Annotated in this window: 16 protein-coding genes; 4 read left to right on the top strand and 12 right to left on the bottom strand. The window is 59.7% G+C overall.

Translation table 11 applies throughout. From position 1 onward, the window contains the following. Window positions 1–7: 7 nt before the first annotated feature. The gene (locus ACR0LH_RS05035; RefSeq protein WP_480719890.1) at window positions 8–691 is read left to right on the top strand and encodes a DUF1045 domain-containing protein; all 684 of its coding nucleotides are present in this window, start codon (window positions 8–10) and stop codon (window positions 689–691) included. Here the strand turns inward: ACR0LH_RS05035 and phnN are convergent. The 7 genes from phnN to phnG are packed head-to-tail and all read right to left on the bottom strand — an operon-like array spanning window position 673 to window position 5,666. After that, window positions 673–1,221: a phosphonate metabolism protein/1,5-bisphosphokinase (PRPP-forming) PhnN gene (phnN, locus tag ACR0LH_RS05040; RefSeq protein WP_480719891.1), complete on the bottom strand. Its 549-nt coding sequence runs from the start codon at window positions 1,219–1,221 to the stop codon at window positions 673–675. The genes ACR0LH_RS05035 and phnN overlap by 19 nt on opposite strands. After that, window positions 1,218–1,901, bottom strand: coding sequence for a phosphonate C-P lyase system protein PhnL (gene phnL, locus ACR0LH_RS05045; RefSeq protein WP_480719892.1), 684 nt, complete (start codon window positions 1,899–1,901; stop codon window positions 1,218–1,220). The genes phnN and phnL overlap by 4 nt, the downstream gene beginning before the upstream one ends. A 12-nt stretch (window positions 1,902–1,913) precedes the next feature. Beyond that, a complete protein-coding gene (gene phnK, locus ACR0LH_RS05050) occupies window positions 1,914–2,684 on the bottom strand; it encodes a phosphonate C-P lyase system protein PhnK (RefSeq protein ID WP_170697450.1) in 771 nt (256 codons plus the stop codon). Further along, entirely contained in the window at window positions 2,681–3,541 is an 861-nt protein-coding gene (locus ACR0LH_RS05055; RefSeq protein WP_170697451.1) for an alpha-D-ribose 1-methylphosphonate 5-phosphate C-P-lyase PhnJ, read from the bottom strand. The genes phnK and ACR0LH_RS05055 overlap by 4 nt, the downstream gene beginning before the upstream one ends. Further along, window positions 3,538–4,629: a carbon-phosphorus lyase complex subunit gene (locus ACR0LH_RS05060; protein WP_480719893.1), complete on the bottom strand. Its 1,092-nt coding sequence runs from the start codon at window positions 4,627–4,629 to the stop codon at window positions 3,538–3,540. The genes ACR0LH_RS05055 and ACR0LH_RS05060 overlap by 4 nt, the downstream gene beginning before the upstream one ends. Before the next feature lie 3 nt (window positions 4,630–4,632). Then, window positions 4,633–5,208 carry a phosphonate C-P lyase system protein PhnH gene (gene phnH, locus ACR0LH_RS05065; RefSeq protein WP_480719894.1) on the bottom strand — a complete coding sequence of 192 codons (576 nt, stop codon included), beginning with the start codon at window positions 5,206–5,208 and terminating at the stop codon, window positions 4,633–4,635. Further along, window positions 5,208–5,666, bottom strand: a complete 459-nt coding sequence (gene phnG, locus ACR0LH_RS05070; RefSeq protein ID WP_480719895.1) for a phosphonate C-P lyase system protein PhnG — start codon at window positions 5,664–5,666, stop codon at window positions 5,208–5,210. Before phnG ends, phnH begins: the two co-directional genes overlap by 1 nt. 103 nt (window positions 5,667–5,769) lie before the next feature. Here phnG and phnF point away from each other — a divergent pair, with 103 nt between their 5' ends. Next, the gene (phnF, locus tag ACR0LH_RS05075) at window positions 5,770–6,480 is read left to right on the top strand and encodes a phosphonate metabolism transcriptional regulator PhnF (RefSeq protein WP_480719896.1); all 711 of its coding nucleotides are present in this window, start codon (window positions 5,770–5,772) and stop codon (window positions 6,478–6,480) included. A 127-nt stretch (window positions 6,481–6,607) separates the two neighbouring features. Here phnF and phnE (ACR0LH_RS05080) read toward each other — a convergent pair whose 3' ends face one another. The 4 genes from phnE (ACR0LH_RS05080) to phnC form a co-directional block, all read right to left on the bottom strand. Continuing rightward, window positions 6,608–7,963, bottom strand: a complete 1,356-nt coding sequence (gene phnE / locus ACR0LH_RS05080) for a phosphonate ABC transporter, permease protein PhnE (protein ID WP_480719897.1) — start codon at window positions 7,961–7,963, stop codon at window positions 6,608–6,610. After that, a complete protein-coding gene (gene phnE / locus ACR0LH_RS05085) occupies window positions 7,960–8,841 on the bottom strand; it encodes a phosphonate ABC transporter, permease protein PhnE (protein WP_170616972.1) in 882 nt (293 codons plus the stop codon). Before phnE (ACR0LH_RS05085) ends, phnE (ACR0LH_RS05080) begins: the two co-directional genes overlap by 4 nt. Before the next feature lie 69 nt (window positions 8,842–8,910). Next, entirely contained in the window at window positions 8,911–9,813 is a 903-nt protein-coding gene (phnD, locus tag ACR0LH_RS05090; RefSeq protein WP_480719898.1) for a phosphonate ABC transporter substrate-binding protein, read from the bottom strand. Window positions 9,814–9,875: 62 nt separating this feature from the next. Beyond that, a complete protein-coding gene (phnC, locus tag ACR0LH_RS05095; RefSeq protein ID WP_480719899.1) occupies window positions 9,876–10,697 on the bottom strand; it encodes a phosphonate ABC transporter ATP-binding protein in 822 nt (273 codons plus the stop codon). Between the two features lie 166 nt (window positions 10,698–10,863). Between phnC and rpe the strand changes: the two genes are divergently transcribed. After that, entirely contained in the window at window positions 10,864–11,550 is a 687-nt protein-coding gene (gene rpe, locus ACR0LH_RS05100; RefSeq protein ID WP_480719900.1) for a ribulose-phosphate 3-epimerase, read from the top strand. Window positions 11,551–11,686: 136 nt separating this feature from the next. Then, window positions 11,687–11,905, top strand: coding sequence for a hypothetical protein (locus ACR0LH_RS05105; RefSeq protein WP_170413974.1), 219 nt, complete (start codon window positions 11,687–11,689; stop codon window positions 11,903–11,905). Window positions 11,906–12,043: 138 nt separating this feature from the next. Here the strand turns inward: ACR0LH_RS05105 and ACR0LH_RS05110 are convergent. Then, a partial coding sequence (locus ACR0LH_RS05110; protein WP_170544332.1) for an EF-Tu C-terminal domain-related protein occupies window positions 12,044–12,161 on the bottom strand: 118 nt, incomplete at its 5' end.

Below are 12,161 nucleotides of genomic sequence, written 5' to 3' on the forward strand. Positions count from 1 at the left end.
GGCCAATGTGACATTCACGCGATACGCGATCTATTTTGCGCCCCCGGCTGAGGCCGGTTGGACAAGATTTGCGACCCAATGGCTGGGTTGGGACATGGAAACCGGACAGCCTGTTGCACATCCGGACATCGCAGGGGTTGACGTTTCCTCGGTGACAGAGGTTCCGCGTAAATACGGGCTGCATGCGACGATGAAGCCTCCGTTTCGTCCGGCGCAGGGGCAATCGTTCGACAGTCTGCACACGGCTTGTGCCGAATTTGCTGCCACACGCGCGCCCGTGGTGCTGGACGGGCTTGAAATCGCGCGGCTGGGGCGGTTTCTGGCCCTTCGCCCGGTCGGAGACACCGCCGACCTGAACGCTTTGGCCGCAGGCTGCGTGCGGGAACTGGACGCGTTTCGCGCACCTGCGCCGCAATCTGAACTCGATCGTCGGCGCGGTGCCGGTCTGAAGCCGGAACAAGAGGCCAACCTCGTGCAATGGGGCTATCCCTACGTGATGGAGGCGTTTCGCTTTCACATCACGCTCAGTGGGCGTCTGGACAAACCTACGCTGACCACGGTGCAGAATACGCTTGAAGACCGGCTTACACCCCTGCTGCCAAACCCGTTTCAGATCAATGATCTGACCCTTGTGGGCGAGGCTGAGGATGGGCGTTTTCACATGATCCATCGCTACGCCCTTTCTGGTTGAAGCCGGGTCAGAATGGTACCAATCGTCTGATCCAAAGGGCCGGAATTATCGACCTCAAAGACCTGCGCAAGGCCCGAGGGCAGACTGGTTTCGGCGCGTGCCAGACGACGTTCTTGTTCGGCTGCACTCTCTCGCCCCCGCGTTGCAAGTCGCTGGGCAAGAACCCCGGGATCGGCGGTTAGTGAGATTACGACCAGATCGCCGAACACCTCCTGCGCCCGAAGCAGGACCGAGCGGGACAGGTTCACAAGCACCGCATCCGAGGTCTGCCTGAAGGTCTCGATTGAACGGGGCACGCCATATTTTAACCCATGCGCCGACCAGTGCAGAATAAACGCATCTTCGGCCACCATGCGCTGAAAAGCATCTTCTGTGACCCTGTCAAAATCCTCACCTTCCTCGCCCTTGGGCCGGGTAATCACGCGCCGCACTCTTAAAATTCCGGGGGCGCGCGCAACCAGCGCCTCCATCACGCTGTCCTTGCCTACCCCGGATGGGCCAACAACCGCTATGACAGGGGCGCGGGTCATGCGGCCTTGCCCGGCGTGAAACCTGACACGTCGATTTCCCGATCACACACGCGGCTGCGCGCTTCGACATCGTGAAAGATGCCAACGATGGCTGCGCCGCGCTCTTGGGCCTCCTCAATCAGCGACAATACTGTCTCGCGGCTTTGGGCGTCCAGCGAGGCGGTCGGCTCGTCCAGCAGCATCGCGGGATAGGTGTGCGCAAAGCCGCGTGCAATGTTCACGCGCTGCTGTTCGCCGCCTGAAAACGTCGTTGGGCTAAGCTGCCAGAGCCGTTCGGGAATGTTCAACCGGGCCAGCAATGCGGCCGCCCGATCCAGCGCCGCCTGCTTTTCGGTTCCAATTGCAAGCAACGGTTCCGCCACAACCTCGAGCGTTGGGACGCGTGGAACAACCCTTAGGAACTGGCTGACATATCCCAGCGTATCGCGCCGAAGGGCCAAGATCTGGCGCGGCTCGGCCTGTGCCACATCCAAGCCACCCACCAGAACCCGCCCGGACGCGGCCAAATAGTTGCCGTAGATCACCCGCATCAAGGTCGACTTGCCCGCCCCGGACGCCCCCGTCAGCGCGACGCATTCTCCGGGCGAGACTCTGAGCGTTGCGCCCTCCATCACTGGAATGACCGCGCCGCCCTGATTGTGCAGGGTAAAGCTTTTGTTCACATTGATCAGTTCAATCATTGCCCTGTCCCTTCAAACCTGCAGCACGCTTGAAACAAGCAACTGGGTGTAGGCATGTTGCGGATCGTCCAGAACCTGATCGGTCAAACCCGCCTCGACCACGTGGCCGTCCTTCATCACCATCAGCCGGTCCGCCAGCAACCGCACCACGGCCAGATCATGGGTGACGATGATGGCGCTCAGCCCCATCTCGCGGACCAGACCGCGCAACAGGTCCAGCAATCGAGCCTGAACGGACACGTCCAACCCGCCCGTCGGTTCGTCCATGAACACCAGCCGAGGGCCAGTCACCAGATTACGCGCGATTTGCAACCGTTGCTGCATCCCGCCCGAAAACGCGGTTGGGCGGTCGTCCACGCGGCTGCCGTCGATCTCGACGCGACCCAGCCAATCGATCGCGCGGTCGCGGATTTGACCGTAGTGGCGATCGCCGACGGCCATCAGACGCTCGCCAATGTTGCCGCCTGCACTGACGGACATACGCAGCCCGTCGCGAGCGTGCTGATGGACAAAGGCCCAGTCCGTCCGGCCCAGCATCCGCCGTTCGGGTTCAGACATGGTCACCGTATCCACAGGCCCGTCCGTGCGGGTATCAAAAATCACCTGCCCCGCGTCAGGCTCCAGATGACCGGCCAGACAATTCAGCAAAGTCGACTTGCCCGAACCGCTTTCGCCAACGATTCCCATGACTTCGCCCGGGTAAAGATCGAAACTGACGCCCGAGCATCCGATCCGGGTTCCGTATCGTTTCTCGATGTCTTTGACTTGTAGCAGAGGGGTCATGCTGCAACCTCCTTGGTCATGCGACCTGTGTGGCCCGCCTCACGCCGGGACCGGCAGTAATCGGTGTCAGAGCAGACAAACATCCGGCCGCCAACGTCATCGGTGATAACCTCGTCCAGATAGCTGTCCTCGGCCCCGCACAGATCACAGGGGTGATCGGCCTTTGTCGCCTCGAAAGGGTAATCCTCGAAATCCAGAGACACGACCTTAGTGTGTGGCGGTACGGCATAGATACGCTGTTCGCGGCCTGCCCCGAACAATTGGATCGCGTCCATCTCAAGCTTGGGGTTGTCGAATTTCGGGATCGGAGACGGGTCCATCACATAGCGCCCCGACACCTTCACCGGATAGGCGTATGAGGTTGAAATCGCCCCATGCTGGCTGATGTCCTCGTACAGCTTCACATGCATCAGCCCATATTCTTCAAGGCTGTGCATCTTGCGCGTCTCGGTCTCGCGCGGCTCTAGAAAACGCAGGGGTTCCGGGATCGGCACCTGATAAACGAGGATCTGATCCTCGCGCAGCTTGGCCTCGGGGATGCGGTGGCGGGTCTGGATGACACTCGCCTTTTCGGTTTCCTCGGTGGTTTCGACGCCTGCTGTGTTCTCAAAGAACTTGCGGATCGACACTGCGTTCGTGGTGTCATCCGCACCTTGGTCGATCACTTTGAACGTATCATCCGGGGTCAGCGTCGCGGCCGACACCTGCACCCCGCCCGTGCCCCAGCCATAGGGCATCGGCATTTCACGGCTGGCGAAAGGCACCTGATAACCGGGCACCGCCAAACCTTTGAGGATGGCACGGCGGATCATGCGCTTGGTCTGTTCGTCCAGATAGGCAAAGTTGTACTCACTCATTCCGCTGCCTCCTTCGGCGTGATGCGCTGTTCGGCTTCGCGACGCAGCTTTCGGACCAGCTCCAACTCGGACTGGAAATCCACGTAGTGCGGCAGTTTGATATGTTCGAGGAAACCGGTGGCCTGAATGTTGTCGGCATGGCTCAGGACAAATTCCTCATCCTGCGCCGGAGCGCCCAGATTGTCTTCGCCCAGTTCCTCCCACCTAAGGGCGCGATCGACCAAAGCCATCGCAATGGATTTGCGCTCGGACTGACCAAAGACCAGCCCATAGCCTCGCGTGAACTGGGGCGGTTCGGTCTTTGAGCCTTTGAATTGATTGACCGTTTCACATTCGGTCAGTTCAACCTCGCCAATGTCGATGGCGAAACCCAGTTCCGGGATGTCCATCTCAACCGTGACTTTGCCGATGCGCAATTCCCCGACAAAAGCGTGGTTACGGGCGTATCCGCGCTGGGTCGAATACGCCATGCCCAGCACAAACCCTTCATCGCCGCGCGTCAGGGATTGAAGCCGTAACGGGCGATTGGACGGAAATTCCATCGGCTGCCGGGTCAAGTCGTCAGGGGTTTCATCGCTTTCGGGCTCATCCTGAATAATCCCCTCGCCCTGCAGAAACTCCGTGATATGCGGCGTCGGCTCATCACGAGGTTCGCCATGCGGCGCGTCGGGAACGTCCCCCTCAGCGGCAAGTTTGAAATCCAGCAAACGATGTGTGTAGTCGAAGGTCGGCCCCAGAACCTGACCGCCCGGTGCATCCTTGAAGGTGGCAGAGATTCGTCTGTCGCACGCCATCTCACCCGTCACGACTGGGTTTGAATACCCGAACCGCGGCAGGGTTGTACGGTATGCACGGATCAGGAATATCGCCTCGATCAGATCGCCCCGCGCCTGCTTGATCGCCAAAGCTGCCAGATCGGGATCGAACAGAGACCCCTCGGCCATGACCCGGTTCACGGCCAAAGAAAGCTGTTCGCGGATTTGCGCGATGCTCAACTCGGCCACATCCGTTGACCCCCGGCGTTCCTCGGCCAGCCAGGAATGCGCATTTTCGATGGCCTTTTCACCACCTTTGACTGCAACATACATCGCTTATCCCTCCGACCGGATTGTCGTGCTGCGCGGCAGGGCGGCAACTTCGCTGCCGCAGGTGAAAAAGAAATCACACCCCAGCGGAAACAACGACGAATTGGCCTGCAAAGCCGGGATGTCCGGCAGAGACAAACGCGCCTTATCCCTGATCCCCGGACCACTGAGCGTTGCGCCGGCGTTGGTCAGTTCAGCGCATTCAACGATCAGGGTCGCGGACCGGTCCGGGTATTCGGACGTCCCAATCCGATAGGCCGTCAGCGGCCCAAGGTCCTGCCACGTTCCCACTGCAAAATCCGCCTCGTCAGCGCCCGTGACTGGTGCGCCCGTATGAAATGTCAGCCACAGGCGCACGGCGGGTGTATCGGCTGCCCCGGCCAGATGAACTTTGGTCTCTGGATCGCAAAGCGTCAGCAATAGCGTGCCTGCGGCGACAGACAGAGGTTTGGGCGGCAGTGCGCCGGTCAATGATCGAATGTCGCCCGGTCGGGCCATCGCTATCATGGCCGCCCGAAACGCGTGCGCGGCCTGAATGGGCGCATCGCTGAAACCACCTGTGAACTGGGGTTGCGTGGTCATCAATCCTCTCCCCGAACCAGAGTAAAGAACTCTACCTTTGTGGCGGCTGCCTTTGCCGCGCGGCTAGTTTTTGCGACTTGCATCATTTCGGTCAGAGGTTCGATAACCTGTGACCGGACCTTTCCTGCGGCGTCGGTTTGCATCAACGCGTCAATCAGCGCCGCGACTTCCGCCTTCGATTTCGAGCGGCCCTGCACATATCCATGCCCCACCGTCCCATCATCCAGCGCCAGCGAACAGCGCGTGACCGTCATTTCCCCAAGGTTGAAAGCCGCGCCCGTTCCGCCCGCGCGCCCGCGCACCATGACCCCGCCTACTTCGGGTCGACGAAGCCACTCAAAGCCGGGGCGCAGGTCGAACTCGGCCCATTTCTCCATCAGCGCCTCGGACGGCACACGGGCCAGAATACCCATCCATTCCTTGCGCGCGATATCTTCTGTTTTCATCTGATCCGCCATCAAACCCTCTTGGCTGGGTTGTCTATATCCACTATACAACTAGACAAATATTACACCCAGCCGGGGCGACTCGCAATCCGGGATACTGTGAAGATTTGGTGACATGAGCAAAACTCCGGTCTGGAAAAGCATCGCGTTAAGCCTGACGTCGGACATCGCCGAGGGGCGATACAAAACCGGCGATCAACTTCCGACCGAGGCGCAACTGGCCTCGCAGCATGGCGTCAACAGGCATACCGTTCGGCGCGCATTGTCGGACCTGGCCGAACAGGGATTGGTGCATTCAAGGCGCGGCGCGGGTGTATTCGTGACCGCGCGTCCGACGGATTACCCGATCGGAAAGCGCGTCAGGTATCACAAGAGCATTTCGGCCAGCGGCAAAATCCCGGGAAAGAGGATCCTGACACTCACCACCCGAACAGCAGACGACGCCGAAGCCGAGGCGCTGCAGCTTGAGCCGGGCGCAACTGTTCATGTCTACGATGGCTTATCATTGGCCGACGGCCAGCCCATTGGCCTGTTTCAAAGCGTATTTCCAGCGGACCGCCTTCCCAATATCCTGGTGGCCCTGTCCGAGACGCAATCGGTGACAAAAGCCCTGCAAGTGTGCGGCGTGCAGGACTACACCCGAGTCTCAACCCGCCTGACGGCCCGGGCTGCGACAGCCACACAAGCGCTACACCTTCGCCTGACCGAAGGGGCACCGGTTCTGTTTTCCACAGGAATTAACGCCGACACAAATGGCGTGCCCGTGGAATTTGGCCGAACGGTGTTCGCGGGTGAACGCGTGACGCTCACACTGAACGAGGGCTGACCAGAAATCAGTTCTGTTTAACAGCAACAACCAAGGTCGGCAGCATCAGCAGGCGGGAACTTCCCGAAACGCCTCGCCCCCAGCGCGCGAAAACACGCAATCCTTTGATCCTTCTGCCTGCGCCAACTCAGCTAGCTTTGACAGGCTTCGCCTTCTTACGTTTGGGCGCAGTTTTCCCCTGGATCAGACGCCTGCGCAACCAACCCGAAAACCAATCCATCAGCATGACCATCAGGATGATCAGGACGATGTAATAGGCAACCTCTTCCCAGTCTTTTTGCGTGATGATCGCTTGCGTCAGCAACAACCCGATCCCGCCACCCGTGATGGCACCGATCACGGTCGCGCTGCGTGTGTTGGATTCAAGGAAATACAGCAACTGGCTGAGCAGCACGGGCGTCACCTGCGGGATCACGCCGAATCGATACCGTTGTGGCGCGTTGGCCCCAGTGGACTGGACGCCTTCGATCTGTTTCTGATCGACGTTCTCCAACGCTTCTGAGAAGATTTTGCCGAAGGTTCCGGTATCTGTCACCAGAATGGCCAACGCACCTGTCAGCGGTCCGGGACCAAACGCGCGTGCCAGCACGACGGTCCAGATCAAGGCATCCACACCGCGGACAAAATCGAACACGCGGCGAGTCAGAAACCGAACAGACCTCAGCGGGTTAAAGTTGCGCGTTGCAAGAAAGGCAAGCGGCAGCGCGACCATGCCTGCACCCAGCGTACCGAGGAAGGCCATCAGGATCGTCTCGAAGATCGCCCAGGCCACGTCCTGATGCCGCCACATCTTGTTGGTCCAGAAATCATTCAGGATCGCCCCGACCTCACCATTTGCGGCCAGCCCGACTAGTTGCGGGAATGATTTGCCGTAATAGGGGCTGTCGAGGGTGAAGAAGAACAGCTCCCACCCGGTGAAATACCGAAACACTTCCGAGCGGTTCCGCGTCACCGTCAGGCGCCCGGCATCCGTCGTGATCGCCATCCGGTTCTTCGAGACATTGATCCATTCCGGCACATCACCCGCTGGCAGTTCGGCCTGTACGCCTGCTGCGCGAGTCGGCGTTGCGCGCACGGTGCCATAGCCGGGGATGTCGTATTCAACGGTCTCGGGGCCGAACCGCACAACGTGGCCATCCTCCAGATCAATCACTGTGGTTTCACCCAGCGTGACCCAATCCGGAGCTTCGCCCTCGGGGTAGGCCCCCTTGCGCTCGCCTTCGATCGCGGCCGAGACTTCGCCGGTGCGATTGTCACGCGCAATATGTGTTTTGTAGCTATAGCTGTCGGCCACCAACGTCTTGCCGTTGTCCCAGTTCGCGCGCTCGGCCAGGCCGGGCACGTCGAAGGCAAAGAAAACGTAGATCAGATAAGCCAGCACCAGCGAGGGCAGGCCGAAATTCACAAGACGTTTGCGGCTGAACAGATGGTCAGTTTCGGCTTTCAGCGCGTCGATGGTCAGGTTCGTGGCAAAGGTGCTCATGCCCGCGCTCCTTTCTCGGATCCGTGGGTCAGGCGATCACGCAGATGGCCCGAGATTTGGTCAACGACAACGATGGTGACAAACAGCAGCAGAAAGATCGCGGCGGCCTCGTCATAGCGCCCCTGCCCCCACGACATCGAGTTGCGCAACTCGTACCCCAGACCGCCCGCGCCGACAAAGCCCAGAATGGCCGAGGCTCGGATGTTGATCTCAAACCGCAACAAGGCATAGCTGACATAGTTCGGCCCGACCTGCGGGATCACACCCAGATACATGCGCTGTGACCAGTTGGCGCCGACCGAGTGCAGCCCTTCGACCGGCTTCAGCGAGGCGTTCTCGTTCACCTCGGAAAACAGTTTACCCAATGCACCGGCTGTGTGGATGGCGATGGCGATCATCGCGGGCACCGGCCCGCCGCCCAGAATGAAGATCAGGACCAGGGCGATCACGATCTCGGGGATTGCCCGGCAGATATCGGCAATACGCCGGAACAGCGGGATCAGAGCAGGCCAAAGCGCCATTCCACGTGTGGACATCAGTGCCAGAAAAGTCCCTGCGATGGTGCCGATCAACGTGGACGCAGCAGCGATGTTGATCGTCTCGACCAGTGCCGGGAAGAACTTGATCAGGTTGGCAGGCAGCGCGTCGATCTTATCCCAAGCTTCAGACAGAACTTCGGCGGGGTAGTCAAAGACTCGGTGCCAGCCGTCCGCAAAGCTGCCTGCGTTGCGGTCATCGGCGGTGCGAAACCCTGCGGCCATCAACGCCACGAATACGATCAGAAGGATACCACCATAGACCCGCTTGCGTCGTGTCATCTCGGTATAGTCGGCCCGAATCTGGTCGATGGCCGTGGACCCTGCGGTCAGGTCTGTCATGGAATGCTCCTGAGTGGAAAACGGGGTCCGGCTAGGATAACCGGACCCCGGTTTTTGGGGGGCGCAGGCTTAGTTGGACTTCAGCTTGCGCGCTTCGATGATAATCTCATAGGCGTCGTGGGTGATCGGCTCGAACGCCTTTGCTTCACCCGCGGCAACGCCGTAGAAACACTCGCGATCCTTCTCGGCCAGACCTGCCATCAGAGCGGTCATCTTCTCTTTGACATCCGCAGGCAAAGCGGTGCGCAGAACGACCGGGCCTTCTGGGATCGGCTTGGACTGCCAGATCAGGACCATGTCGTTCATGTCGACCAGACCCGCGTCAACCGCACGACGCAGAGCACCCGAGTTGAAGCCGTCTTCCCAATCGCCCAGACCGTCAGCCCAGGTCACGCCGCCATCCACGTCGCCGTTATTTACGGCAACAATGGTCTGCTCGTGACCGCCGGTGAATTTCACTTCACCGAAGTAGTCGCCCGATTCCATGGTCGCACCAATCGCGGCAGGAATTTCGATCGACGGGATCAGGTAGCCCGAGGTCGAGTTCGGATCGCCAAAGCCGAAGGTCTTACCCTTCATGTCGTCCAGCGAGGTGATGCCGCTGTCCTTGCGGGCAAATCCAATCGAGTAGTAGCCATAGCCGCCGTCGGTGTTGACCTTGACCAGAACCGGCTCAACCGCTTCGGGGTCGGACAGGTAGGTTTTTGCATAGCCCGAGGCACCCAGCCACGCCATGTCGATGGTGCCGCCCAGCAGACCCTGGATCACGCCGTCATAATCGGCAGGCGCAAACAGCTTGGTTTCAACACCCAACGCTTCTTCTGTGTATTCGCGCAGGCATTCGTTGTTGTTCAGACGGTCCTGAGCGTTTTCACCGCCCAGAATGCCGATGCGGAATTCGTTGATATCCGCAGCCATCGCTGGGGCGGCGATTGCGGTCGTCGCAACAAGGGCAGCAATCAGTTTTTTCATCTGTCTCTCTCCGGTTTGATATGCCGGCCTTTCATCGGCCGGTCGATGAAAGGGGGATCGGCTTAGATGGTCGCCTCGGCTTCCATCAGAGCCTTTTGGGTGGTGTCGAGTGTCTCGATCTCGGTCGAGGTCGCCTCTTCCGAGAAGCTGGCATCGGCACCGTAAATCTCACGCGCGACGCCGGTGGTCAGTTGCTCGGGAAGGCCGTCGAAAACGATACGCCCGTCGCGCATTCCGACGACGCGGTCGCAATAGCGGCGCGCAGTGTCCAGCGTGTGCAGGTTGGCGATCACCGTCCGGCCGTCCTCTTCGTGGATGCGGCGCAGCGCCTGCATCACCACCTGCGCGTTCATCGGGTCCAACGAGGCGATAGGTTCATCCGCCAGAATGATGCTGGGGTCTTGCATCAAGGCCCGCGCAATGGCGACGCGTTGCTGCTGACCGCCCGACAATGCCTCGGCCCGTTTGGGCGTGTGTTCTGCAATGCCCAGACGGTCCAGAATGTCGATGGCGCGGTGGATATCCTCCATCGGGAACAGGTTGAACATGGTCGCCAACGTCGAATGACGATTCAGCGTGCCGTGCAGCACGTTCGACACCACGTCCATGCGTGGCACCAGATTGAACTGCTGAAAAATCATCGCGCAATCAGCCTGCCATGCGCGCTTTTCGCGACCCCTCAGTCTGGTAACGTCGCGACCTTCAAAAATGATCTTGCCGTCGCTGGCGTCTGTCAGGCGGTTGACCATGCGCAAGAGGGTCGATTTACCGGCGCCCGAGCGTCCAATGATGCCGATCATGCATGGTTTATCGACGTCCAGCGAGGCCGCATCCACAGCCGTATTCTCGCCAAATCGTTTCGTCAGTTTTTCAATTCCCAGCACGAGCCACCCCCAAATGTGTTGGCGGCTAGCTAAAGGCGGTGTTCAACGGCTGTGTGTCGGTTGGGTGAAAGTTTTGTAACGCAGCGCTCGCTGCCGTAAGCTCTACCCTTCTCTGGCTATCGCAGGTATACGCGAGCCGACTCTATTTCCTGACACGAGGCCAAACATGTCCTTTGACCGCAGCATCAAAATCGCTCCGTCGATCCTGTCCGCCGACTTCGCCAACTTCGGCGCCGAGATTCAGGCGATCGAAGCGCAGGGCGCAGATTGGGTCCATGTTGACGTGATGGATGGTCATTTCGTGCCAAACCTGACCTTTGGCCCGCCTGCCGTCAAAGCGTTTCGTCCGCACGTAAAAACAGTGATGGACGTGCACCTGATGATCACGCCCGTCGATCCGTATATCCAAGCCTATGCCGATGCCGGCGCGGATATCCTGACCGCCCATGTCGAGGCTGGCCCGCATACGCACCGCACGTTGCAGGCCATTCGCGCGGCTGGCATGAAGGCTGGTGTCGCCCTCAACCCCGGCACTCCGGCCGAGGCGGTCGAACATCTGCTGGATCTGACCGATCTGGTTTGCGTAATGACCGTAAACCCGGGTTTTGGCGGACAGAAATTCATCGACATGACCGAAAAGGTCCGTCGCCTGCGCCAGATGATCGGAGATCGCCCCATCCACATCGAAATTGACGGCGGTGTGGACCCGAAAACCGCTCCTCTGGTCGCGGCTGCGGGCGCAGACGTGCTGGTTGCGGGGTCTGCTGTCTTCAAGGGCGGTTCGGTGTCTCAACCGAACGTATATGGCGAAAATATCCGTGCTGTTCGCGCAGCGGCAGAGGCTGCACTCTAATCAACATAAGATGGCCCGGCCGAAACGCTGGGCCATTGCACCAGACGCACAGCGGATATGACTGGGCGGGACTAGCTGCCAACAGCAAGGGTGCGTAAATTGCATTGGTTCAATCAAAATGCAACGAAACGCTCCCATGCCCAAATCCACTGTATACCGCCCGCTAGTTCTTAGCCCTGCCACATTGTGGCAACAGCTGAACCGTCGCATCCGTTCCAACCTGCGCAGTCTGTCTGAAACCCGATCGGCAATCCGCAGAATCCGCGCCTATTGGCTGATGAGTGATGCCGAGCTGCGCGCGCGTAGCCTGAAACGCGAAGATATCGTTCGATTGGTTTTGGCTGGCGTCATCTAAGCCGCTCAGAGGCTTTATTGCCCGCAAAGGCAAGGTTGCGCGTCTTTGACACAATCCAACCCAAGTAAAAAGGCCGCCCCGTGAGGAGCGGCCTTCTTTAGTTTTATCGATGTGCCGGGCTGAAGCCCGGCCTACCGATTATTCAATGATTTTCGACACAACGCCGGCGCCGACGGTGCGGCCGCCTTCGCGGATGGCGAAGCGCAGGCCGTCTTCCATCGCGATCGGTGCGATCAGCTCGACGGTGAAGCCGACG

It is taken from the genome of Ruegeria sp. CL6 (assembly GCF_056536465.1).

What these genes read in the sequence shown, in the direction of transcription:
- phnN (WP_480719891.1), bottom strand. Translation starts at nt 1,221, where the DNA reads ATGACCCGCGCCCCTGTCATAGCGGTTGTTGGCCCATCCGGGGTAGGC.
- phnL (WP_480719892.1), bottom strand. Translation starts at nt 1,901, where the DNA reads ATGATTGAACTGATCAATGTGAACAAAAGCTTTACCCTGCACAATCAG.
- phnK (WP_170697450.1), bottom strand. Translation starts at nt 2,684, where the DNA reads ATGACCCCTCTGCTACAAGTCAAAGACATCGAGAAACGATACGGAACC.
- ACR0LH_RS05055 (WP_170697451.1), bottom strand. Translation starts at nt 3,541, where the DNA reads ATGAGTGAGTACAACTTTGCCTATCTGGACGAACAGACCAAGCGCATG.
- ACR0LH_RS05060 (WP_480719893.1), bottom strand. Translation starts at nt 4,629, where the DNA reads ATGTATGTTGCAGTCAAAGGTGGTGAAAAGGCCATCGAAAATGCGCAT.
- phnH (WP_480719894.1), bottom strand. Translation starts at nt 5,208, where the DNA reads ATGACCACGCAACCCCAGTTCACAGGTGGTTTCAGCGATGCGCCCATT.
- phnG (WP_480719895.1), bottom strand. Translation starts at nt 5,666, where the DNA reads ATGGCGGATCAGATGAAAACAGAAGATATCGCGCGCAAGGAATGGATG.
- phnF (WP_480719896.1), top strand. Translation starts at nt 5,770, where the DNA reads ATGAGCAAAACTCCGGTCTGGAAAAGCATCGCGTTAAGCCTGACGTCG.
- phnE (WP_480719897.1), bottom strand. Translation starts at nt 7,963, where the DNA reads ATGAGCACCTTTGCCACGAACCTGACCATCGACGCGCTGAAAGCCGAA.
- phnE (WP_170616972.1), bottom strand. Translation starts at nt 8,841, where the DNA reads ATGACAGACCTGACCGCAGGGTCCACGGCCATCGACCAGATTCGGGCC.
- phnD (WP_480719898.1), bottom strand. Translation starts at nt 9,813, where the DNA reads ATGAAAAAACTGATTGCTGCCCTTGTTGCGACGACCGCAATCGCCGCC.
- rpe (WP_480719900.1), top strand. Translation starts at nt 10,864, where the DNA reads ATGTCCTTTGACCGCAGCATCAAAATCGCTCCGTCGATCCTGTCCGCC.
- ACR0LH_RS05105 (WP_170413974.1), top strand. Translation starts at nt 11,687, where the DNA reads ATGCCCAAATCCACTGTATACCGCCCGCTAGTTCTTAGCCCTGCCACA.